Source organism: Weissella paramesenteroides (assembly GCF_051903945.1).
Classification (GTDB): Bacteria; Bacillota; Bacilli; order Lactobacillales; family Lactobacillaceae; genus Weissella; species Weissella paramesenteroides_A.
On record NZ_CP192268.1, the window covers coordinates 1,017,167 to 1,038,522 of the forward strand.

General features: G+C 35.0%; 28 protein-coding genes. 7 read left to right on the plus strand and 21 right to left on the minus strand.

The genetic code is table 11. The features are described from left to right. Nucleotides 1-54: 54 nt before the first annotated feature. The 18 genes from yidC to ACQ4QH_RS04920 all read right to left on the minus strand — a co-directional run bounded on the left by yidC (nucleotide 55) and on the right by ACQ4QH_RS04920 (nucleotide 15,823). Complete coding sequence (gene yidC, locus ACQ4QH_RS04835; RefSeq protein WP_439819476.1) at nucleotides 55-1,008, minus strand: membrane protein insertase YidC; 954 nt, start codon at nucleotides 1,006-1,008, stop codon at nucleotides 55-57. Nucleotides 1,009-1,100: 92 nt separating this feature from the next. Further along, nucleotides 1,101-2,102: a nucleoid-associated protein gene (locus tag ACQ4QH_RS04840; protein ID WP_439819477.1), complete on the minus strand. Its 1,002-nt coding sequence runs from the start codon at nucleotides 2,100-2,102 to the stop codon at nucleotides 1,101-1,103. 82 nt (nucleotides 2,103-2,184) lie between these two features. Beyond that, nucleotides 2,185-3,663: a HAMP domain-containing sensor histidine kinase gene (locus ACQ4QH_RS04845; protein WP_439819478.1), complete on the minus strand. Its 1,479-nt coding sequence runs from the start codon at nucleotides 3,661-3,663 to the stop codon at nucleotides 2,185-2,187. 15 nt (nucleotides 3,664-3,678) lie between these two features. Continuing rightward, the gene (locus ACQ4QH_RS04850) at nucleotides 3,679-4,368 is read right to left on the minus strand and encodes a response regulator transcription factor (protein ID WP_002827135.1); all 690 of its coding nucleotides are present in this window, start codon (nucleotides 4,366-4,368) and stop codon (nucleotides 3,679-3,681) included. Nucleotides 4,369-4,460: 92 nt separating this feature from the next. Beyond that, nucleotides 4,461-5,267: a YibE/F family protein gene (locus ACQ4QH_RS04855; RefSeq protein ID WP_439819479.1), complete on the minus strand. Its 807-nt coding sequence runs from the start codon at nucleotides 5,265-5,267 to the stop codon at nucleotides 4,461-4,463. Further along, nucleotides 5,234-6,349: a YibE/F family protein gene (locus tag ACQ4QH_RS04860; protein WP_439819480.1), complete on the minus strand. Its 1,116-nt coding sequence runs from the start codon at nucleotides 6,347-6,349 to the stop codon at nucleotides 5,234-5,236. Before ACQ4QH_RS04860 ends, ACQ4QH_RS04855 begins: the two co-directional genes overlap by 34 nt. Continuing rightward, entirely contained in the window at nucleotides 6,349-7,329 is a 981-nt protein-coding gene (gene dnaI, locus ACQ4QH_RS04865) for a primosomal protein DnaI (protein ID WP_439819481.1), read from the minus strand. Before dnaI ends, ACQ4QH_RS04860 begins: the two co-directional genes overlap by 1 nt. Before the next feature lie 2 nt (nucleotides 7,330-7,331). After that, nucleotides 7,332-8,678 carry a helicase DnaB gene (locus ACQ4QH_RS04870; RefSeq protein ID WP_439819482.1) on the minus strand — a complete coding sequence of 449 codons (1,347 nt, stop codon included), beginning with the start codon at nucleotides 8,676-8,678 and terminating at the stop codon, nucleotides 7,332-7,334. A gap of 18 nt (nucleotides 8,679-8,696) precedes the next feature. Continuing rightward, nucleotides 8,697-9,299: a dephospho-CoA kinase gene (gene coaE / locus ACQ4QH_RS04875; protein WP_439819483.1), complete on the minus strand. Its 603-nt coding sequence runs from the start codon at nucleotides 9,297-9,299 to the stop codon at nucleotides 8,697-8,699. Continuing rightward, on the minus strand, nucleotides 9,296-10,132 hold the full coding sequence (mutM, locus tag ACQ4QH_RS04880; protein ID WP_439819484.1) for a bifunctional DNA-formamidopyrimidine glycosylase/DNA-(apurinic or apyrimidinic site) lyase: 837 nt from the start codon (nucleotides 10,130-10,132) through the stop codon (nucleotides 9,296-9,298). Before mutM ends, coaE begins: the two co-directional genes overlap by 4 nt. A gap of 299 nt (nucleotides 10,133-10,431) precedes the next feature. Beyond that, entirely contained in the window at nucleotides 10,432-10,788 is a 357-nt protein-coding gene (locus ACQ4QH_RS04885) for a DUF1304 domain-containing protein (protein WP_439819485.1), read from the minus strand. Between the two features lie 33 nt (nucleotides 10,789-10,821). Further along, complete coding sequence (locus ACQ4QH_RS04890) at nucleotides 10,822-11,757, minus strand: NADP-dependent oxidoreductase (protein ID WP_042493118.1); 936 nt, start codon at nucleotides 11,755-11,757, stop codon at nucleotides 10,822-10,824. A 10-nt stretch (nucleotides 11,758-11,767) separates the two neighbouring features. Further along, nucleotides 11,768-13,111, minus strand: coding sequence for a dihydrolipoyl dehydrogenase family protein (locus ACQ4QH_RS04895; RefSeq protein WP_439819486.1), 1,344 nt, complete (start codon nucleotides 13,109-13,111; stop codon nucleotides 11,768-11,770). After that, nucleotides 13,104-13,574 (minus strand): transcriptional regulator, SarA/Rot family, encoded by a 471-nt coding sequence (locus ACQ4QH_RS04900; RefSeq protein ID WP_140836836.1) that lies wholly within the window; start codon nucleotides 13,572-13,574, stop codon nucleotides 13,104-13,106. The genes ACQ4QH_RS04895 and ACQ4QH_RS04900 overlap by 8 nt, the downstream gene beginning before the upstream one ends. A 187-nt stretch (nucleotides 13,575-13,761) precedes the next feature. Next, nucleotides 13,762-14,412, minus strand: coding sequence for a lytic exoenzyme target recognition domain-containing protein (locus tag ACQ4QH_RS04905; protein ID WP_439819487.1), 651 nt, complete (start codon nucleotides 14,410-14,412; stop codon nucleotides 13,762-13,764). Nucleotides 14,413-14,461: 49 nt separating this feature from the next. After that, nucleotides 14,462-14,824, minus strand: a complete 363-nt coding sequence (locus ACQ4QH_RS04910) for a terminase small subunit (RefSeq protein ID WP_439818003.1) — start codon at nucleotides 14,822-14,824, stop codon at nucleotides 14,462-14,464. After that, nucleotides 14,821-15,117, minus strand: coding sequence for a terminase gpP N-terminus-related DNA-binding protein (locus tag ACQ4QH_RS04915; RefSeq protein WP_439818004.1), 297 nt, complete (start codon nucleotides 15,115-15,117; stop codon nucleotides 14,821-14,823). The genes ACQ4QH_RS04910 and ACQ4QH_RS04915 overlap by 4 nt, the downstream gene beginning before the upstream one ends. A 475-nt stretch (nucleotides 15,118-15,592) precedes the next feature. Next, nucleotides 15,593-15,823, minus strand: a complete 231-nt coding sequence (locus ACQ4QH_RS04920) for a DNA methyltransferase (protein WP_439818005.1) — start codon at nucleotides 15,821-15,823, stop codon at nucleotides 15,593-15,595. Nucleotides 15,824-15,881: 58 nt separating this feature from the next. Here ACQ4QH_RS04920 and ACQ4QH_RS04925 point away from each other — a divergent pair, with 58 nt between their 5' ends. The 6 genes from ACQ4QH_RS04925 to ACQ4QH_RS04950 all read left to right on the plus strand — a co-directional run bounded on the left by ACQ4QH_RS04925 (nucleotide 15,882) and on the right by ACQ4QH_RS04950 (nucleotide 18,399). Beyond that, the gene (locus tag ACQ4QH_RS04925; RefSeq protein ID WP_439818006.1) at nucleotides 15,882-16,235 is read left to right on the plus strand and encodes a site-specific integrase; all 354 of its coding nucleotides are present in this window, start codon (nucleotides 15,882-15,884) and stop codon (nucleotides 16,233-16,235) included. Beyond that, nucleotides 16,213-16,554, plus strand: coding sequence for a tyrosine-type recombinase/integrase (locus tag ACQ4QH_RS04930; RefSeq protein WP_439818007.1), 342 nt, complete (start codon nucleotides 16,213-16,215; stop codon nucleotides 16,552-16,554). Before ACQ4QH_RS04925 ends, ACQ4QH_RS04930 begins: the two co-directional genes overlap by 23 nt. Before the next feature lie 444 nt (nucleotides 16,555-16,998). Next, nucleotides 16,999-17,340: an MmcQ/YjbR family DNA-binding protein gene (locus tag ACQ4QH_RS04935; RefSeq protein ID WP_439818008.1), complete on the plus strand. Its 342-nt coding sequence runs from the start codon at nucleotides 16,999-17,001 to the stop codon at nucleotides 17,338-17,340. 22 nt (nucleotides 17,341-17,362) lie between these two features. Beyond that, a complete protein-coding gene (locus tag ACQ4QH_RS04940; protein ID WP_439818009.1) occupies nucleotides 17,363-17,599 on the plus strand; it encodes a PH domain-containing protein in 237 nt (78 codons plus the stop codon). A 56-nt stretch (nucleotides 17,600-17,655) separates the two neighbouring features. After that, on the plus strand, nucleotides 17,656-17,982 hold the full coding sequence (locus ACQ4QH_RS04945; RefSeq protein WP_251940537.1) for a YjgN family protein: 327 nt from the start codon (nucleotides 17,656-17,658) through the stop codon (nucleotides 17,980-17,982). Nucleotides 17,983-18,036: 54 nt separating this feature from the next. Beyond that, on the plus strand, nucleotides 18,037-18,399 hold the full coding sequence (locus ACQ4QH_RS04950) for a TIGR02328 family protein (RefSeq protein WP_439818010.1): 363 nt from the start codon (nucleotides 18,037-18,039) through the stop codon (nucleotides 18,397-18,399). A 282-nt stretch (nucleotides 18,400-18,681) separates the two neighbouring features. Here ACQ4QH_RS04950 and ACQ4QH_RS04955 read toward each other — a convergent pair whose 3' ends face one another. After that, nucleotides 18,682-18,927 carry a GlsB/YeaQ/YmgE family stress response membrane protein gene (locus ACQ4QH_RS04955; RefSeq protein ID WP_002827102.1) on the minus strand — a complete coding sequence of 82 codons (246 nt, stop codon included), beginning with the start codon at nucleotides 18,925-18,927 and terminating at the stop codon, nucleotides 18,682-18,684. Between the two features lie 52 nt (nucleotides 18,928-18,979). Then, complete coding sequence (locus ACQ4QH_RS04960) at nucleotides 18,980-19,114, minus strand: hypothetical protein (RefSeq protein ID WP_002827100.1); 135 nt, start codon at nucleotides 19,112-19,114, stop codon at nucleotides 18,980-18,982. 515 nt (nucleotides 19,115-19,629) lie between these two features. On the opposite strand from ACQ4QH_RS04960, the gene ACQ4QH_RS04965 reads away from it, so the two are divergent. Beyond that, nucleotides 19,630-19,974, plus strand: a complete 345-nt coding sequence (locus ACQ4QH_RS04965; RefSeq protein WP_002827097.1) for a hypothetical protein — start codon at nucleotides 19,630-19,632, stop codon at nucleotides 19,972-19,974. 545 nt (nucleotides 19,975-20,519) lie between these two features. Here the strand turns inward: ACQ4QH_RS04965 and pnuC are convergent. Further along, nucleotides 20,520-21,173 carry a nicotinamide riboside transporter PnuC gene (gene pnuC / locus ACQ4QH_RS04970; RefSeq protein ID WP_439819507.1) on the minus strand — a complete coding sequence of 218 codons (654 nt, stop codon included), beginning with the start codon at nucleotides 21,171-21,173 and terminating at the stop codon, nucleotides 20,520-20,522. Nucleotides 21,174-21,356: the final 183 nt, after the last annotated feature.

The following is a 21,356-nucleotide window of genomic DNA, read 5'->3' on the forward strand; positions in this document are numbered from 1 at the left end:
TTATATAAAGTAAAAGGACTTGATAAATTGTTTATCAAGTCCTTTTGTTATGTGTTATTTACGTTGTTGCTTTCCAGCGTTACGACCACCATTTGAATTGCTTGTACGTTCTTGAGTTGATTTTGTAATATCTTTACGTCCAGCTTGCTGTTGTTGCTGCTGTTGTTGTTCTTGAGCAGCTTGCATTGCTTCAGCAAATCGTCCGGTTGGCTTTGATTTAATTTTACCAGCCAAAGCGTCATCAACAACATCTTTCACTTCAAAAGTTTCAGCAACATGAGCTTTCAACTTTGGACGCCAAACAATAATAATTAGAGTTTGGAGAATCATCACTAGTGCACCAGCGAAGAAGTATAGCGCAATACCAGCATTAGTAACCCAAGTCATAAACAACATCATTACTGGCATGACATACATCATCATTTGCATCTGTTTCTTTTGCTCCGCAGGAACCCCAATTATTGATAGGTATGCTTGAATACCATAAGCAACTGCTGTTGCGATTGCTAAAATTGGTGCGTGAGAAGAAAGATTAATACCAAAAAATGATGCATGAGCTATTTCATTAGAATATCTAATTGCTGAATAAAGTCCCATAAAGATTGGCCATTGAATAATCAATGTTGTAAAGTTCATACCACCTAATAACGAGACATTATTCTCACGATAGATTGTCATCATTGCTTGTGAAGCCAATAATTGTTCTTCTTGGGTTTGCGCATTTTTTTGAGCATCTTGTACTTTTTTTAATTGTGGTTGCAATAAACGCATTTTTTCTTGTTGGATTGTTGCGTTACGTTGTTGATGAACCATCATTGGTAGCAAAATTAGTCGTACAGCTAAAGTCAAAATAATAATTGACCAGCCAACTGCATTTACTCCCCCTATTGTTGATTCTGACCAGTTCATAAAGTCAGTCAATGGACTTTTCAGAAAATCTGCATGTCCAGTAACGAACAAAACGACTAGCACAATTAATAATATGGGTGTTAAACCTTTAATTTTCATGGAGTATGTCATCCTACCTATTTCATTTTTTCAAGTAATAATTATATCACGAAACGTGATATATGTTCTAATTCTTTGGCTCCCCTAAGAAATTAAGAGTTAAATTTATTAATAATAGACGCAATATCTTTAATAACGAGTGACATTGTGCCGTCTGGTTTGTTAATAAATTCAACCTTACTTTTATCTTGGTAGACATCCATTGGAATAGAAATTTCAATTCCTGAATCAAGTTTAAAACGTTGTAAACGATATTTTTTTTCAATCTTTTCAATATTTGGTACGGCAATATCCTCGTTTAAATGCTTATCATTTATGATTTCGTGATATGCTTCTTTTGCTGAAGTATTGCCATTAAAAACTGATTCAGCAATTGCAGCAGTACTAATTTCACCATCATCCTGAACATTATCAAAAATTGTATTCTGTGTATTTGCTAACACTTCATGTTCGGGAAGATCAAATTTACTAGCGACAGATTTAACAGCTTGTTTGATCACTTTAATATTGTCTTTAGTTGAATTCTCTGGTGAGAGCTGCAAGAATTTTTCTGAAAAATAATTAACGCGATGGCCATCAATTAGATAACGTTTTTCTAGTAGTTTATAGGTACCAGACATTAAATTAATTAACACACCTTCATCAACAGTCTGTGTTGCGGCGGGTAATACTGCTTGATTTAAGACCAAGTTATTAATTAATTTGTCATCTTGATATTCAACTGCATGTGTATATCTCGGCGTGAAATTCAATTTCAACAGGCCAAAGAAATCATCAGCACCCTCTGAGAATTCGACAGCCAATAAATCTCCTGCTGGAATAGATTCACTGGGAGCAATAATTTCGAATAATTGTTCAGCTAAATCTGTTGCTTTCTCTGTAAAAGAACGTGTGTCATTATCTGATACAACCCTGCCAATTGTGTCGTTGTCAGTTAATTGACCTACCTTGTAGTTGCTATTTTCAAATTTTTCAATCAACTTCTCAATGTAATCATGTAAATTAGGCTGAGCTAAATCTAATTCATTCTGAGATGCAATTAAATTGCCACTATTTTTGTCTAAAACATGCAAAATCACGTGCTTAATAATCATATTTATATCCTTCATAACAAAAAAGTAAGGTCAAATAGCAATAAGAAATTTTTCTCGTAACTATCATGCCCTACTTTCTTTATTAATTTTTATCCATGTTTTTAATTGGTAATGTGATTCTAAAAATTGATCCTTGTCCAATAGCAGATTCCAGTTGAATATGTCCACCATAACCTTCTACCAGCTTTTGAGCAATACTTAGCCCCAAACCGTTACCACCTTGTTTTCGAGACCTTGCCTTATCAACACGATAGAATCTATCGAAGACACGACTGGCATCTTCAGGGCTAATCCCTTCACCAAAGTCTTGAACAGCTAACTCAACAACATTTCCTGAACGTGAAGCAGCAAAATGAATTTCTTTTCGAGACTGGCTATACTTAACAGCATTATCAGACAAAATAATCAATATTTGCTCTAGATGATCACGATTCATATTAACAATAGTTGGACCTTTTAAATCATCATCTATCATGAAAGTAAATTCAGGGTGAATCATCTTAAAGTTCGTATAAATGCCATTTATCAACTCTTTCGCATCAGTATCGCCATCTCGAAAAGTTAATTCTACCTGGTCAGCACGGGTCAAGTCTAACATTTCTGACACTAAGCCTTCCATTCTACTTATTTCTTGTAGCGATGCAGCAATTGATTCATTTAGTACTTTCGGGTCATCTTTTCCCCAACGGTTTAGTAGTTCCATATGTCCTTTAACAATTGCAACAGGTGTTCGTAATTCATGAGAAACATCTTCTACGAATTGATGTTGTTGTAGAATAAAGCGTTGCATGCGGTCTAACATATCATTTAGCAGGTTAGATAAATCAGTTAATTCATCCGGTTTGCGTTCTTCATTAACAACGCGAACTTGAGCCTGTGGATCACGATTAATATCATCAACAGTTTTCTTAATATTATCAATTGGACGTAAGAAAAATCCTGACAACCAATAACCCCATAATGCAATCAAAAATGAACCAAGAATAATAAGAATTGCAATGATAGAATAAACACGATTGAACGTTTTATGATAACTCGTTAAATGATTTTCGACAACAATGTGACCAATAATCGTATGGTTATTATTGCGTAATTCCTGATGGCCAACCAGCATCTTTACACCTTGAATACGTTCTGTTCTAATAACTCGCTTCTTAGTCTCATGAAATGGAATCCTGGCTCCTCCGACAGGATATATTTGCGCACCATTTTCGTTATATACACGAATTGTATAATCTTTTCGAGTAATTTGTTGCAACACTGGATCATTAACGACTTGATCAAGATCTGTGCTATCTGGACGTAGTAATTTATCAATTTCAGAGGGTAACATCTGAGATTCATTAATATGCTGCAGTCGATTAGTTACGGCATTTAGCGAACTAGATACCTGCTGCTTTTCAGTGTCCATCATTTGCGTTGCAAATGCTTGCATCACAAACCATGTAAAGATAATAAATATTAAAAAAACACCAGCAACAGATCCAAGTGCCCATTTCCATTTTAAGGAAAGGCCTGTACGTTGTGGTGTTTCTTTAATAATGGACGTTTGCCTACCCATTAAAATTCCTCCAAATTACTGGCGCATTACGTATCCAGTACCACGAACCGTTTGGATATATGATGCTCTTGAATCAGGTTGATCGATTTTATTACGAAGGTAACGGATGTACACATCAACAACATTGGTCTCAATTTCTGAATCGTATCCCCAAACCTTCTTAAGTAACTCTTCACGTGATTGAACAACATTAATGTTTTCCATTAAAATTAATAGTAATTCATATTCACGTTTTGTGAGATTAATGATTTCGTTACCGCGACGGGCAATTCGATTCTCTTTTTCAACTGTCAAATCACGATATCGAACGACGCTTTGATGAGTACTATGCTCTTCTGTTTCAATATCAATACGACGTAGAAGTGCACGAACTCGAGCCAATAATTCTTCAATTGCAAATGGCTTAACAACGTAATCATCTGCACCGTAGTCCAATCCTGATACACGGTCGATAACAGAATCACGTGCAGTCATCATAATAATTGGTGTATTCTTTTCTTCACGCAAGCGGCGGGCAACTTCTAAACCACTTAACTCGGGTAACATTAAATCAAGCAAAATTAAGTCAAAATCATTTGCTAAGGCGGCATCTAACCCACTACGCCCATTATCCTCAACGTGGGTTTCATACCCCTCATGTTGTAATTCTAACTCAACAAAACGAGCCAAATTTTCTTCATCTTCAATCACAAGCACACTGCTCATACGCTATACCTCTGGTTACTTTCTTACAAGATATAATGCCACTCCACTACTCTGGCATATTTATTCTAATCATACCATGATTTTCTAATAAATCATAGTTCTCCCCTATTAGAGTCGACTTTTTGATGTTTTTGATAAAGCAAAAAAATTATAATCGTGATTGGTAGCGTAATTATGACCCCTAGTAACGCGTATAGTAGTGACAACATTGAGGAAGTAAATAATTTTGCATTCAAAATCTCGCTAAATGTATATTTTAATTTACTAAATAATACAGCTAGACTAAGAAAGTCTGCAAGAAATCCAAAGAGTACAGTATTAACAGCAGTACCTATAATTTGTTTGCCAAGTAATTGACCAACACCAATCAATTCATTGTCTTGAAGTGACGGTTTGCTATTTAATAATTCGCCAATACCTGTTGCAATGGCAACCGATGCTTCAGCAATCGCTCCCAATGTTGCTAATAGGGCAGCAACAATTCCTAAGGTACCAAAGTTTATATTAATAGCTAGTGATAATCCCTCTAACTCCTCAGAATTTTCTTCTGCAAACCCCTGCGCAATGGCAATATGTTCAGTAGGTAATATAACCGCTAATAAAATTAACATAACAATGAGACTTGCAATTAACGCAATGATTGTCGTTCTTTCATCAGCACTTGCACTTAGAACGGTGACAGTTAATAGACTTGCACCACCAATAAGTAACACCCAAAAAGCATTAAATTGAAAACTAATCAATATAGTCATCACGACCATAATAGCAAAACTGATCCATAAACTAACAAAAGCACCAATTCCTTTAACACCACCAATTGCTAGCATTAAAACGAATAAGATAACTGATAACATCATTAGAACGCTCATGATTGGATACCTGCTTTCTTTTGTTGCCATTTATGAAGGATCCAAACCCAAAATATACCAGCTGGAACTGTTAAGACGATACCAATGGCACTAATTAGTGTTTGAATCATCCCCAGTGATAAGTTCATTGTGTAAGTGAATCCCCAATTGTTCCCATTTCTCAGGTATAAAATTGCCATTGGAATTTGTTCAGCCATAAAAATTAAGAACAATGTATTACTTAATGCCCCAAAAATTTCCTGACCAACATGCCGACCAGTGATTAATAGGTCCTTCAAACCAATATCTGGATGTTCATGTTCAACACTGAAAAGTGTCGCAATCATATCTGTTGCCTCATCCATGACAGCTCCAAGCACACCGACTAACGTCATTGATAAGAACATTGGTTGTGGTAATTGGGTTATAAACGACATTAATTCAAAATGGAGTCCCTTACCCTTTGTTAAGTTGAACACCAGCAAACCAATTGACATGGCTAATATTGTCGAAGTAATCACAGTTAACAAAACAGTCCAAGTGAGTCTGTTCTTTATTCCCATAACAAACATTAATGTTATTGCTGAGGCAATCAGACTAAACAAAATAAACAGCCAGAAAATATTAGCATCTTTTGTGATTAAATTCAGGTATATTGTAAAAATAAATAGCAGTACATTAAGAAAAAGTGATGTGGTCATCATTACACCCGCTTTTCCGGTGGTAATGATTAATACACCAATAACTAGAATTAAGATTGGTATCCAAAAAGTATCTCTTTTAAAGTCCTTTAAACCCCATGATTTTTCTGACTTTGATAAGAAAATTTGATCATGCTGGTGTAAGGGTTGTGTAATGGCCATTGCCTCATCATAAGTATTTGTAAATGAAATAATTTCATTTTTCTTCTCGGTATTTAATATTTTAACCTTAACCCGCTCGTCATGTTGTTTGATATTATTACCGTATTGATCCTGTAAAGATTGAGATGATAAGTGTTTCACACTCATCACTTCCCCTACAGGTTGTTGATACCAACTTGCATTATGTCGTAATACAAAAAAGCTTGTAATCATCAAAATAAACACAACGAGGAATTTTAAAACAATGATTTTTGTGCTTCTTTTTTGCATTAATTAAACTCCCGACGATTCGCTCCTGCCATTTGGACTTCTTTAGAAAGAAACTTAATTCGCTGCATTAATCGTTCTGCCTTGACAGGTTCTGCGCCATCCTTGGTAACAGTAAAGTGTTCTTTTTCTAGTTGCTGCATAGAAAAATTAGAAGTAAAGAAGGTCGTCAATTCATTTTGCATGCGATATTCTAAAATAACGCCCAAGATATCATCTCTGACCCATGAGGTTAATGACTCTGCACCAATATCATCGAGGACTAGAATAGGCACTTGTTTAATCGTATTAATCATTTCTTGTGGCTTTTGGTCTGTTCCAATTGATCCACGAATTTCAACAACAAAGCTTGGTAAATGTACTAAAGTAACAGGAATACCTTCTAAAGCTAATTCATTTGCCATTGCCCCCATCAGATGAGTTTTACCGACACCATACGAACCATGTACATAAAGTCCACGGTGATAATCATCAGGGTCTTGTATATACTCATTAATAAAGTTTAATACACCAGTTAAAGCAGCAAGTCGTTCAGCATCATTCCCAGAAAAGTCATCTAAACGCGCCTTTTTAATTAACTTTGGCATACCAATTGACTTTACTAAATGTGCCTGCATACTCATGCGTTGCGCTAAGAGCGTTTCTTCATCCGGCTCATAGATAATAACAATCCGTCCTTCTGTCACAGTTAAAGCTGGTGTATATCCCTTATGTACTACTGGTTTGCCATTTTTTGCATTATTCCGTTGTGAATAATATTCGTAAAGGACTGCAAAATCACGTTCAATTATTTTACGAGAAAGTGTCACCTTATTCTCATTGAAAAACCGGCGAATATCAGCATCTTTAAAAACTTCATTTTGTAATGCTTGGTATCGCGTATTTAATTGCTTTCGATCCATAAAGTCCCGTAATGCATCCCCAACATTCATTGGAGATGAGTCTGATGTTTTTATTTCTTTTTCAAATTCTTGTTCACTCACAGTTAGTTCTCCTCTGAATTATTCTGTTTGCGTCGGGCTCGCATTGCTGCCAAAGCTTCTCTAGCCGAATCAGCATCTGCTTTGGAAATTGGTGTACCATGTTGATTTTCCCAATCAGGTCGTGTTTCTTGCTTACCTTGCTTATTTTGTCGTGACCATTTTTTTGATGGTTGTAACGTTTGTCGAGATTGCTGTTTCTTAGATCGACGTTGTAGATATTGTAACGCACTGACTGCATCAGTAACATCACTTTGTGCCCAATCATTCACAAGTGTCTGTAAAATTGTTTTATTTAATGTTGTTTTGTTCTCAATAACAGTTAATTCATACAGCACAATGTTTAGCACTTCAGGCGCCACAATATTCATTTCTGCAATATCCGAAATAGCTTTCACCTCGTTATCAGCAACAAATCCATTATTTTTTTGCCGTAAATTCTTTAAAAATTGTAACGGTGCTACTGATTGCGCAGTACGTACTAATCGAATTGCAGGATTAGATTCATCATGTGATAACTGTTTGGGTTCGTTGGTTTGTACTTTTGTTTCAACCCCTTTTGTACGTACTTGTATTTGTCTGAAATTACCTTCAAGTGACTTCTTTATTGCTGGCAAATCAATTTGTTTATTTGGTGAAGTTGTCGCTTGAATAACTCTGACTAACTCAATATCCGATAAACCATATAGTGTCTTTTGAATCATTAAATCAGCTTCATTAGTCTGTAGCGTTCTCAATTTAATACCATAAGACTTCAACATATCAGCCATCAAACCTAAATTCAGAGATTTTGTGGCTTCACGAACTTTTTGAGCTAAACCTTGTTCATGATCACTTGTTGAAAATGGTGCATGATTTCGATGAACGAAACTTTCCTGACCAGCTAAATCAAAAAAAGTCTTTGACACGTTCTCACCAGCAATTTTTTGTGAATCAGGTAGTTCATCCTTGACCAGTTCATCGAATAATTCATCACCAAGATAATGTGCTAGCAGACTAGAAAGTAATGCATCTGAAAGAAATGCTCGTACTGCCATTGGTGGAAAAATTCGATACGTCCATTGTGAACCAAAATTAGTAGTTTGCTTATATGATTTTACTAACCCCATACCTTCCAATTTACTCCGGGCAATTAGGAAAGCCTGTTGATTCATTGCTAATTGATCCAAAAGATCGATATGTCTATTTTTTGCCTCTGATGTTTCTCCAATTGTCGCCCAGGCTAGATAAAGCGTATACGCATCACGGCCAATGATTGGTAAGTATACTTTAGTTAATGATCGTACTGCAGTCATATCAATTAATTCATCATATACAAGCCGATAGCGTTGTTGTATAGAAAAGTCTGCCATGATTCACGTTCTCCTTTACTAAATCGATTCAGTAATTTTTTGAATAACTTTATCCACTTGTGTTAACGTGTTTGCAATTGTACCTGAATTATCAATGATAAAATCGGCTAATTTTTCTTTCTCAGAAAGAGGCATCTGCGCATCAATCCTGCGCTGTGCTTCTTCCTCAGTTAAATTGTTTCGTTGCATTAATCGGTTTAATTGTATTGATTCTGGTACTGTTACAACCATAATCGCGTCTGCACCAGCGATATTATGATTCTCCAATAATAGTGGAATATCTAAAATAACTAATGGCGTTTTGTCCTTAGCTAATTTTTGTAATTCATCAGTCATCATTTGTTGAATCCGGGGATGCGTAATGTCATTTAATTTTTGACGAGCTGTCATATCATTAAATATGATTTGTCCTAAAAGTTTTCGATTTAATGAGCCATCTGATTGCAACACTTGCTTACCAAAAGTATTCATAATATCAGTTAGACCTGGCATACCTGGCTCGACAACCTTTCTGGCATATTCATCAGCATCTAATACCGGAATTCCCTTAGTTTTTAAATAGTTTGAAATGGTCGTTTTGCCTGTCGCAATACCACCTGTAAGTCCTAATTTGAACATCATTTTGTCCTTTCAACCTGACAAACTGGGCAATAAGTTGTCCCTCGCTGAGCAACTTTAATCTTGACCAATGGTTCTCCACAGCGTAAACAAGGTTCTCCCACTCGTCCATAAACTTGCAATTCATTTTGGAATTCTCCAGCATTACCGAATACATTTGTAAAGCTATGAACTGTCGTCCCATGATGCTCAGTGGCTCGTGCTAGTTCAGCAATGATATTTTTACGTAAAATAGCTAGGTCGTCTGTCGTTAATTGATTTGCTGCTGTAAGGGGATGAATCTTTGATTGCCAAAGTGTCTCATCCACATAGATATTCCCTAATCCAGCAATATGATTCTGATTTAACAAAAACGGCTTCACGTGCATTTTTGATTTACCAAATTCAGAAATCATATAATCCAATGTCAATGTATCTTCTGTTGGTTCAGGTCCAATCGTTGCTAATCCGGCCACTGTCATAACCTGATCATTGGGTACGATATTCATACGACCGAACTTACGCGTATCTCGATAGAACAGATCCACCCCATGATCTAGATGGAAAGTTACTAAATCATGTTTACCTGGCTTTGTCCCAGCCGGTACGGTATAGTATGACCCCTCCATGCGAAGATGTGACACCATGGTGATGCCACCTGTAAATCTAAATAATAAATATTTTCCGCGACGATCGATCTTTAGAATTGTTTGATTTCGTAAAGCTTGATCAAATTCTTCTGCTGTAAACCCGCCGACTGTTTTTTCCCATCTAACTTCTGTGCTTTCAACCGTGCGACCTGCCACTAAATTTGTCAGTCCGCGACGAACAGTTTCTACTTCTGGTAGCTCTGGCATATCTCTTTTAAACCCCGTTGTATCAATGTTTTAAATTTTATTCTTAACAAAAATCTTAACTAATGATTTTTTGTTTAACCTTTATTAAGTTTAACCTTACCTGTTTTAGTCCTACATAATATTATACTATCTTATCCGAAACATGAAAAAAAGCCCACTAAGTTATGCAATTTAGCATAGCTCAGTGGGTTTGATTTTATTTAACTTCAGTTAGTAACTGTTACACTTTGCCATGTTTCATAACTAGTGCTGAATTTCATGATACTAGTTGCACTAGCTTTAATTTTATCTAATTCAGATTAGAAGATTAAAACCACAAAAGCTAAAAAAGCAGGTAATCCTTGTATGATGAGTATTTTTTTAGCAGCTGTTAGACTACCATAAATCGCTACTAGAACCACAAACAACATTTCTAATTCCAACATTGTTGTTTGCTGTGGCCCTTTCAAAAATACGAGTGTACCAATAATCAATGCACCAAAAAGGCCATTATATATTCCTTGATTGGCTAATAAAGTTTTAACTTCAGGCATTTTAACAAAAGATTCATCTAATTCAAATGCATTTGCTTGTTGTTTAGGCGCTCCAAACATTTCTAAAATCATAATACCTATTGCCTCAATGCTCACAATAGCTATCAAAATAGTTTCAATCATAAATTTTTTCTCCTGTGACAGAAATTACGTGCATCATTTTATCTTAACAATAACTTTTCCACGAGCATGATGTGTTTCACTACGCTTTTGGGCAGATTGTATTCCCTCAGTTGTAAGCGGATATGTGCTATCAATCACAATCTTCAAATTATTATTTCTAATTTGTTTGCCTAAGAAACTAAGGTCTTCACCATTTGGCTGTAACCAGCCAGTCATTATATGCTTATCTGACATCTCTTTTTGTTCTTCAGTCAACGCACCGGAAATCGTTACAAAACTTCCACCAGTTTTAAGAATACTAATACCACCCTCTATATCATTAACCGTGTCTAAAACAGCATCATAATCAGATAGTACTTCAGTGATTGTATTTTCATGATAGTCTATTACTAAATCCGCACCTAACGACTTCACAAATTCAGTGTTATTTTCACTAGCAGTAGTAGCAACAAAAGCGCCAAATATTTTTGCTAATTGGATTGCAAAGATACCTACGCCACCTGCACCACCCTGGATAAGTATTTTTTGACCAGCTTCTAAATTGAGTTGTCTTAACATTTGTAAAGCTGTTAAGCCTGCCAGAGGAACTGCAGCTGCTTCTTCGAAACTAATATTTTCAGGCTTCAACGCTAGTTTATCCTCTTTTACAGCCGTATATTCTGCATAAGATCCGTTCGTACCAATAGGATCTATATCTGGCCGAGCAAATACCTCATCTCCAATTTTAAAGCCTTGTACTTTATCTCCCAAAGCAACAATTTTTCCAGCTAAGTCCCAACCTAATACTACTGGAAATTGCCATTTAAACATTGATTGAAGTAAACCTTGACGAGCTTTATAATCAATCGGATTTATACTACTAGCAAAATTTTTTACTAACACCTCATCCTCTTTTAGGATAGGCTTATCTATATCAGTAACCTCAAGTTGAGTTACATCACCATATTCTTTAATAATAGCTGCTTTCATCATTTTTCTCCTAAGCTAAATACTGGGCAATCATAGGCAACAAGATACCAGAATGTGTCGGAAAGGCAAAAATTTGATTTTGAATATCTTCAGAAGTGTATTGATGATTTATTACCTGAACAAGATCATTAATGATCTCTGGCGCGAAATCGCCAATTATCGAAGCACCTACTAATCTTTTGTCTTTATTGAGAATAATTTTTATCTTGGCGTCTTCATCATTCAAAGTCTGAAAACGCATAAGTTTACCATATGGTATTTCGTATATCTTTAATTGTTTGTCATTTTTTGCCATACCAACTGTGACACCAACTTGAGCTAATCGCGGCAGGGTAAACGCAACCGATGGTACAACAGGATATTTTATAGGATTAGAATCACCTAATAAAATTCTAGCAATGTAGTTTGATTCAAACGTTGCAGTTGGTGTAAGGCGTGGTATTAATTTATCTATAACGTCTCCACTAGCATAAATATTTACATTAGACGTTTGTAGATAGTCGTTAACAACGACACCATGATTATTATATTCAACGTTAGCAGCATGTAATCCAAGATTTTCAATATTAGGTATACGTCCAGTTGTATCCATCACATATTCAGTCGTGTACTTTTTTCCTTGAGCTGTTTCAAGAATATACTGATTATTTTCTGTCGAAATTACTTGAGAAACACGTTGATTAAAGTCAAATTCAATACCCCTATTAATCATATCTCTCACAACTTCTTGCGAATATTCACTATCAAAACCAGAAAGTGCATGATCACTATATTCAACTATAGTCACCTCACTACCGGCAGCACGAGCAATTGATGCAAATTCCATTGCAATATACCCTGCACCGATAAACACAATTGAATGTGGCATTTCTGATAATTCCAAAAAATCAGTACTATCATGTAATAATTCATTACCAGGAATAGGTAATTTTGCAGGTTTTTGTCCTGTAGCAATAACAAATTTATCTGCTTGGTATGTTATATCATTTACCATCAATGTTTTTACATCCGTAAATTTGGCATGTCCTGAAATAATATCAATACCATCTACTGAAAGCATATGTGCAAGGCCTTCGGACAACGGATCAATTACCTTATGTTTGTATGCCATTAATTCTGGCCAAATAATATTTGGTGTTTCATCAATTCCTATTCCATGATAGTGATGCAAATGATGGATTAATTCTGCTGGACCATCTAGCAAGATTTTAGCGTTACATCCAAAGTTGGTACAAGTACCAGCAACTTTATTTTCTTCTACCAAGGCAACTTTTTTACCAGCTCTTGATAAGGTTTGTGCTCCGTGCCATGCTGCATGACCACTCCCAATAAATATTACATCATAGTTATCCATTTAATTGATTCTCCCGTTTACGAGCTAAAATCATTTTCTGTAATGTCTCGTTTAAAACTTTATTTTCAGAAATAATTGTAGATACTGGTTTGGTACTAGTTGCAATCAATTCATCTCGTATAATTGCAATATTCAATAATATTTGTTCAAAAACTAAACGCTTTGATTCTGATATTTTTAAATATTTTACACGTCGATCCACTTCACTAGGTACCTTGATAAGCCATTTTTTACTAACTAATCTATCAATTACTGGTGTAAGTGTATTACTTGATAGATCTAATGCCTTACCGACATCCATTAACTTAGCAGATTTATTTTTATAGACGATAAGCAATGACATATACTGCAAGTAAGACAAGTCATAATCTCCTAGCACCTCTCCATATAAATGATGAAAATAACGATTTGTAGTATATACAGACAAACACAATTCATCATACAGTGTATCTTTATTAGACATATATGATCTCCTTTTTGACAATTATATCGTACACGACATAATCGTCAATATCAACTTTGTAACAAACCGTTCTTATAATTATTTAAAATGCTTATCTGATTTCTTCTAAAAATACTGATATTTAATATCCTCTTATAGAAAAAATCCCACTAAGTCATTCTGTCAGAATAACCTAGTGGGCTTGATTTTATTTAGCTTCAGTTAGTGTCTCTGCATCTTCCCACACGTTGCCATAACGTGTGCCAAATGCAATACCGTCCTTATCAACACCAAGTACTTCAATCCGATCAGAATATAGTCGAAAATAATCGCCAACTGCCAATTTTTGGTCAGTAGTTTTCTTTCCATTCTTGTCAACCTTATCGACTGATGCAACTCCTAGTCCATTAGTAATCCAATTGATATCCTTACCACCTGCCAATTCATAGTTAACAACTTGCCACATATCATTGACGTATTTCATGGCATCTACTCGATATGCAGGACGATCCTTGAAATGCTCACCAACATGTAATACCTGATCGGGCTGGTTCACAGTTGGCTTAGCAACTGGTTTTGTGGTCGCTTGCGCCTGACTAATTTTCTCTGACCAATCAGGCAGCAATATTGAACCGTCCAGTCCTAGTGACTTCCAGTTATTGGTGTATTGCCAAGTAATCACCCCGTCTACTGATGAGAAGTAGTTGAAATCGGGGTAAGATGTACCCGGATAACCAGCAATCCAAGTTACATTTGGAAATGCCTTATTAACTGCAACATGATTTACATGTGCATTAATGAAGTACTTACCATTACTAACGGCACCGTCTAATATCAACGTTCTGAAATCATCAGACATAGCAATTTTTAAAACTTTACGCTACTGAGGTGTATAAGCTCTTTTAAGACTAAACTTCTTCATCATTCAAATTACCTACCTCCAGTGCATCCATAATTCTAGCCAACATTACTTCTTCACTTGACTGATCATCATCAACATCAAGCTTTACATTTCCTTCACTATCCATTGCTAAGACATCATAAGCACCGAACTCTAAGTAATTACCAATATCCGAAAACGACTGTTTCATTAAGTCAGTTAAAATGTCTTGTCGGTTTGCTCCTAAGTCATGCAATCGTGCTTCACGCAGTTCCTGAATAAGCGATTGTACCTTAGCATTTCTTAGCATCCTAGAACCGTTAACCATTGCTGTTGCATAGTCCACATCATACACATTGATGTATGCTTGCGTGGCGTTGAAAAGTCTCACATACTTGATACACAGGCTTTTTGATTATCCGTTAAGTCGCTATCAGCTAACTCATCAATCACTTGGTCCGCCTTTTGAGACACTGCAACGTGTTTGTGTTGCGTTGCATTTTTGTTGCGTTTTGTTGCAGCACTTTTTGTCGCAGCTTTAGAAACTCTATCTGAAACATCATCCCATTTGTAACGTGATTTCCATGAACGAATGGTTGAGGTGGATTTACCAATCTTTTGCGCAATATCTTTAATCTTCATACCAGCTAAGTAATCTTGCTTAGCCTGTTCTTTTAGATTCATTACATATCACCACCCCTTTTCTTGTTAACTGACTTGTGTTGCTTAATCTGGGCTTGTTTCTTTAATTCTTTTCGTTCTTGTGCATCCAATTTGCCAATAATGGAGGCCTCAACACTTCGATACCACGGTTACATAAATAAGTCTCCAGTGAATTTATTTTATGTTATATTATTTAAGTAGGTAAATAAGGGGGTATACGTATGTTTAATGTTATTATTAATATATTGGCGACTATTATATTTATTACTGCTATTGGAACTTTTATTGTTCTAAGGCCATCATTTAAATCATTTACAAAATCTCAGAAAATATGGATCATTATTTTAGTTATATCAACTATAATTTGGTTCTTAATGACTAACATCCCTGACTTCATTAACGGGGTTAGAGATGGATATGAAGAAGGATTTAATAGTTACAAATAGCAAAAAAGCACTATCAAATTTGATAGTGCTTTTACTTTGTATAAATTTAATTATCTAATTCTTTCAACTGCAATATCATAGAATTTTTTGTTCAACTCAATGCCAATAAAATCACGATTTGTTAACTTAGCAGCAGCACCAGTTAAGCCACTGCCCATAATGTTATCTAATACCAAATCACCTGGCTTCGTATAGGTCTTAATCAAATAGCTAAGCAGGTTAACCGGTTTCTCAGTTGGATGTACACTTTTGCCATGTACAGATGGTTGCTCATACTCCAATACGTCGATTGGATAACGCTTAACTCCATGAAATTATCCTAAAAATCCATTTGATGTCGTGACTCGTCCTACACAAATTAATACTAAACGTGAACGTAAACAAGAAAATTATCTCAACTCAGAACAACTCACTCGATTCCTACACTATTGGGAATCTAAACCAGTCCCACAGTATGCCTATTTCCGTTTTCTAGCGTATACAGGATTGCGACGTGGTGAAATAATTGCTCTCACTTGGGATGATTTAGATTTTAAAAATAAAAAGGTTCACATTAACAAATCGGTTGGATTAGATTATAGAAATCATACGACTAACTTGTACCTTAAATCCGTAAAAACTGGAGCAGGTAATCGAATACTATCCATAGATAGTAAGACAATCGAAATGTATGAAGGCATATATTGCACCTAAAAATGCGATGAACGTTATCTGGCCAGGCAAACAAACTTACATGGATTTTAATGTTCCTGAACGTTGGCTTCAGCGTATGCGAAAAGAACTTCCTAAACAGGATAATAATCTTAAACATGTTTCATTGCACGGATTACGTCACACCCATGCGACCCTCCTAGTTGAACAAGTTGCTAGTCAGGGAAAAGCAGCACCTATCAAAGCTGTTCAAAAACGATTAGGTCACGCTGATGTCGTAATGACTTTGCAAATTTATACTCATGCTACAAACAAAGAAGATGAAATCATCGATGAAATCTTAGACACTGGATTTAACTAAAGCTAATTCTCATGTGTAGTTTCTATGTGTACTTTCGACTTAAATTGGCTAAATTACCCTAATTTTATTAAATTATTTCTGATAGCTCTAGAATATCTCTTTTAACCCCCGTTGTATCAATATTTATATTTTAATCAATCACTATTGTTTTATTAGTGATATTGGTATTAAGTTATGCAATTTAGCATAGCTTAAATGCAATAATGTTTAATCACAACGCATCATTCCTAAACACAATAATTTTAATATATTTTACCTGAATATTGACGTATAATAGCTGGTGAATTAAGTGCTCTACTTTTTATAATTGGTTGTCTGCCGAAACCTATTTTCGAATTGTAAATATTTGGGGAATTTAAAAACGTCCAATAATAAATAAAACATGTAAATATTAATGAGAAATAAATATTGGGAACTAATCAGTACGTACCAAAGGAGTATGACATGAATCGTCAAAAATTAATTAATTTGGTCAAAACGCATACAAATTCTTTTGAAGACTATCCTTTTAATAAAAAAAATAGTCACGAAAAAATCATTTGGACAGCTATAAAACAAGTGTCTAATAAAAAGATAATTGCTTTAATTTTTGAAAAAGATGAAAAATTGATGATCAATCTTAAATTAGAACCTCAACATGGTGAACTTATGCGATCCCGTAATGGTGTATACCCCGGCTATCATATGAATAAAACTCATTGGAATACCATAACTGTTAATAAAACCGATGTTTCAAAAAGTGAATTAATAAATATGATTAGAGAATCAGACAAGTTAACCCAATAATACTTGCAGAATAGCAACAAAATTGGCATACATATTACGTGCAACAATGATCCACGCTAAAAGCTTATTAGGATTATTAGATGGGATAATGGGCAACGCTACTAAGGTTGCGTACAAATCAATCATTTATCGTTCAATTTCTAAGTTTGCTACTGAAACAGCCGGGCATTTTGACTTGGATAGAGTAATAAAAATTGGGATTTCTGATCAAGTTGCACCTTCAGAAGTTTTACAATTTAAAAAGGTGAAGATTTATTAGATGTTCAACGCTTGCTTGCAGAAAAAATTTTATAATTTTAAATATGAGGTATTGATATGGGACCAGAAAGAAAATTTGGTAGGTCATCATTCTTTGATGGCGGTTTATTAGCATTAATTGGTTGGACAATTTTAGGTTTCTTAGTCACTGTATTATCTTTCGGAATTTTATATCCTTGGTCATTAGTTATGGTCTATGGATGGAAAATTAACCACACCGTTATTGATGGTCATCGTATGCGATTTACTGGATCCGCCTTTGGACTATTTGGAAATTGGATTAAGTGGTTATTCCTAATTATAATAACGATTGGAATTTATAGTTTCTGGGTCGGCATAAAGCTAGAAGATTGGAAAGCTAAACAGACTACTCTCATCAATTAATAGTAAAAAATACCCTGCTGGTGGCCATACGTATATCCCTCGAAAGGCAAGCTAATGAGACTTTGGCACGAAACATTGATACCTAAATTACCTAGACAACAATTGCTTGGCCAACATAGAGAATGCTGTGCGCTTCGTGGTGGTGGCTGGGGCAAGAAACACCAAACAGTTAACTATGTGTTCACACAGTCGCCTTACAAGCTCTTTCAGTACCATGAAAAAGTTATGCATGAAATGCAACGCCGAGGATACAAACCTAATGAACTTTGGCTAGATCCATTATATCGAGGCACTAAAGTACCACCATATGATTCATTACATGCTGTAGATCTAACTTCACCTATTTTTCCTGAACACAATAATGTCTATCTTCTTGAGTGCGTTAAGAATCTAGCAAACAAAGGGATCGAAGTTTAAAAAAGGCACTTGTTGGTGCCTATTATGTGCAGAATAAAACTACGCTATATAAAATCCTTACATCATATAAACTGGTTATCTGATGTAAGCCATAAAGTATAGAAGTTTGTTCCTTAACTGTAATTCAGTTGTTAATTTGAATTAAAAATGTTAATAATGAAATAAAACCGTCTCACTTTTAATGAAGACGGTTTTATTTAGTGATTTCTTTTTACTATTTTAGCCAAGTTTTTTCAGCATCAATTAACTTAGTCAAAATTACAAAATATTAATGAGGCGATTTTACTTATTTCCTCTAACCCCAAAAATCGCTGAAACAATCAAAACTAAGATAATCGCACCGATAATTGATGGAATGATAGCCATCCCGGCCAAACTTGGTCCCCAGCTCCCCAAAATACCTTGCCCAATAGCTGATCCAATCAAACCTGCAAATATGTTAGCAATCCATCCCATTGACTCGCCACGGTTCGTGATTGCACCTGCAATTGCACCAATAATGGCACCTACGATTATTGACCAAATCATAATGATTTCCTCCTCATAATTTAAAATGACTTTAAACATGACTCATGCTAAGTTAGTCGTTATAAATCTTATCTTGTAAGTAATCACCAGCATGATCGATTTGCTTCGAAAGAAAAATAGTCGTAAAAACAGCAAGACCACTGATTATTAAAAAGGTTGATAATAGAACTTTTAGAATTGTGCTCATTATATTCTCCTTTAAACTATTTATGTTGTTTGCGTTGTGTGTGTCTTTTTAATTTACCATACAGACTAGAAATAAATTGAAATATAGTAATAACTAACATGATTTTTTCTAAAAGACTTTGTTTATTTTTGTTTTTACTTTTACTTTTTTTCATAAATTTACCCCCGCTATATTATTTCATAAACCTCATATAAGTTTACAGTTGAATTGTAACATAACAGTTAATCAAATGCCTAATCAAAGGTGCTTTTTATATATAGTTTTACTATTAAACTATGCCGTCATTATTTTTTTATTGAAGATTACAAGATAAATAAAGAACGACATACCTGTAGCTATCCTTATGATATACAACATTCAGTACTAAATAATTGCGATAATCTGCACTTCTATATACAATGAAAGCGAATTCAAATAATTACAGATTATCTTGTAGCTAATTATGTTTACGAAAATAAAAAGGTTACATACGTGCAGGAAGGATTCACGTTAAAAGCTTTAATGGGAGCAGTTTTATGGATGAGAATGGCAAGAACGTCCCACAAGAAGTTAAGGGTTGGAATTGGGGCGCATTTATGTTTAACGTTATGTGGGGGATTGGAAATAAAACATATCTTCCCCTGCTCTGCTTAATACCACTATTCAATATAGTATGGATATTTGTCGTCGGCTTCAAAGGTAATGAATGGGCGTGGCAAAAAAACGACTATAAAGATATTGAAACATTTAAAGCAGTTCAAGCTACTTGGAATAGAGCTGGGTTAGTTAATTTCATTATTAGCATTTTATTTGTACTAATTTATATTTTCTTCCTCAGTGCAATTATTTCAGGTATTATCTCTTCTATGGATAATTACTAGTGACACAAAATATATGGGGTGAGACTGACCGTAACAGTCTTTAAAACACATTTCAGGCCACCAATCTACCGACTTCAATTCATAGGCATATTGGTGGCCATTTTAGTTTGTAGTACTCACTAATGACGTATCCCTCTATGTAATATTATGCTTTATTTTCTGCAAATTCCAAATAACCAAGACTTTGTCTTTTAGTATTGAAAACTAACACTTCTGGTGTTACTATTAGTTGTGTAATAGAGTCCCAATTCTAATTACATTAGCGTCTACCCATAGCCAAGGAGTAGACGTTTTTTTATACAAAAATACACCTATCTTTAACCCTAAGGAAAAGAATAGGTGCACTTGTAGTAAAAATATAGGCAGCGTATCACCGCCTACGGTTAAAAATTATAGTATTTAAAAATTAAAGTTGCCTAAAATAGACATCATACAAAAAGTGCCTATCAGGTTGATAGACACTTAATGTAGTAAAAATACCGGCAACAATCTAGTTACCTGTAACTACATTGTACCAGTCAATTTTATTTTCAACAAATATTCGACTAGTCTTTCACTTCAATTAGCTTTTTGCCACTCCAAATTGACCAAAAACGACCATATAATGCCGTTGCTAGGTAGAAGGCCATTGTCAGCAGCATAGGTAATGAACTTGCTGAATAACCTGCAAAGAGAGCCGAAATCCATAGTATGATGTTTACTGCATCGGACATTAACCAAAGCGTATACGAATCTCCATAACCAAAGAAAACGTATAACGAGGCGGTCGCACCAATAATTAAGACGATGGCATCCCAAATTGGATTAGTATCTCCTAGTTGTGTATAAATCCAAATAACTGGCCACCATAATAACAACATCAAAATTATCGTTATGCTCCATCCCCGCAAACGCAAAAACTTTACACCACCAACAATACGATGTCCCCATGTTTTCCAAGTGACAATCAAAGGAATATCAATTAATAAAATAAACACGAATTGATCAAGGACGGATGCATAATGTCCTGCTTGCCAATTAATATAAATATAACCAAGTGCGCTAATTAATCCTAATAAACCATTAATGGGCTTACCAATCATCATGTATACGGTGCATGATGAGCCAATTAAAGTCGCTAATAAAGTAATCACAGATAGTAAGGTGATTGGATTACTCAAAAATAATGCTAATTGCACACCGAAAATAAAGGCAAGCATAATACCACCTGCTGTATTAATCGATGTAATTTCTCTATAAAGCCATTTAAAATATGCCAATCGTTTATACCTCTTTCCTTAATGAACACAAGTTAATATTCTATCAGAATTCAGGTATGATTGTTAGAACTTTTAAAAAATTAAATACGAAAATTACTATTAGAACATGAAAAGGCCATTAAT

Excerpts from the sequence above, each read along its gene's own strand:
- yidC (WP_439819476.1), bottom strand. The coding sequence starts at position 1,008 with ATGAAAATTAAAGGTTTAACACCCATATTATTAATTGTGCTAGTCGTT.
- ACQ4QH_RS04840 (WP_439819477.1), bottom strand. The coding sequence starts at position 2,102 with ATGATTATTAAGCACGTGATTTTGCATGTTTTAGACAAAAATAGTGGC.
- ACQ4QH_RS04845 (WP_439819478.1), bottom strand. The coding sequence starts at position 3,663 with ATGGGTAGGCAAACGTCCATTATTAAAGAAACACCACAACGTACAGGC.
- ACQ4QH_RS04850 (WP_002827135.1), bottom strand. The coding sequence starts at position 4,368 with ATGAGCAGTGTGCTTGTGATTGAAGATGAAGAAAATTTGGCTCGTTTT.
- ACQ4QH_RS04855 (WP_439819479.1), bottom strand. The coding sequence starts at position 5,267 with ATGGCAACAAAAGAAAGCAGGTATCCAATCATGAGCGTTCTAATGATG.
- ACQ4QH_RS04860 (WP_439819480.1), bottom strand. The coding sequence starts at position 6,349 with ATGCAAAAAAGAAGCACAAAAATCATTGTTTTAAAATTCCTCGTTGTG.
- ACQ4QH_RS04870 (WP_439819482.1), bottom strand. The coding sequence starts at position 8,678 with ATGGCAGACTTTTCTATACAACAACGCTATCGGCTTGTATATGATGAA.
- coaE (WP_439819483.1), bottom strand. The coding sequence starts at position 9,299 with ATGATGTTCAAATTAGGACTTACAGGTGGTATTGCGACAGGCAAAACG.
- mutM (WP_439819484.1), bottom strand. The coding sequence starts at position 10,132 with ATGCCAGAGCTACCAGAAGTAGAAACTGTTCGTCGCGGACTGACAAAT.
- ACQ4QH_RS04885 (WP_439819485.1), bottom strand. The coding sequence starts at position 10,788 with ATGATTGAAACTATTTTGATAGCTATTGTGAGCATTGAGGCAATAGGT.
- ACQ4QH_RS04890 (WP_042493118.1), bottom strand. The coding sequence starts at position 11,757 with ATGAAAGCAGCTATTATTAAAGAATATGGTGATGTAACTCAACTTGAG.
- ACQ4QH_RS04895 (WP_439819486.1), bottom strand. The coding sequence starts at position 13,111 with ATGGATAACTATGATGTAATATTTATTGGGAGTGGTCATGCAGCATGG.
- ACQ4QH_RS04900 (WP_140836836.1), bottom strand. The coding sequence starts at position 13,574 with ATGTCTAATAAAGATACACTGTATGATGAATTGTGTTTGTCTGTATAT.
- ACQ4QH_RS04905 (WP_439819487.1), bottom strand. The coding sequence starts at position 14,412 with ATGTCTGATGATTTCAGAACGTTGATATTAGACGGTGCCGTTAGTAAT.
- ACQ4QH_RS04915 (WP_439818004.1), bottom strand. The coding sequence starts at position 15,117 with ATGAATCTAAAAGAACAGGCTAAGCAAGATTACTTAGCTGGTATGAAG.
- ACQ4QH_RS04930 (WP_439818007.1), top strand. The coding sequence starts at position 16,213 with ATGAAGGCATATATTGCACCTAAAAATGCGATGAACGTTATCTGGCCA.
- ACQ4QH_RS04935 (WP_439818008.1), top strand. The coding sequence starts at position 16,999 with ATGAATCGTCAAAAATTAATTAATTTGGTCAAAACGCATACAAATTCT.
- ACQ4QH_RS04945 (WP_251940537.1), top strand. The coding sequence starts at position 17,656 with ATGGGACCAGAAAGAAAATTTGGTAGGTCATCATTCTTTGATGGCGGT.
- ACQ4QH_RS04950 (WP_439818010.1), top strand. The coding sequence starts at position 18,037 with ATGAGACTTTGGCACGAAACATTGATACCTAAATTACCTAGACAACAA.
- ACQ4QH_RS04955 (WP_002827102.1), bottom strand. The coding sequence starts at position 18,927 with ATGATTTGGTCAATAATCGTAGGTGCCATTATTGGTGCAATTGCAGGT.
- ACQ4QH_RS04960 (WP_002827100.1), bottom strand. The coding sequence starts at position 19,114 with ATGAGCACAATTCTAAAAGTTCTATTATCAACCTTTTTAATAATCAGT.
- ACQ4QH_RS04965 (WP_002827097.1), top strand. The coding sequence starts at position 19,630 with ATGGATGAGAATGGCAAGAACGTCCCACAAGAAGTTAAGGGTTGGAAT.
- pnuC (WP_439819507.1), bottom strand. The coding sequence starts at position 21,173 with ATGCTTGCCTTTATTTTCGGTGTGCAATTAGCATTATTTTTGAGTAAT.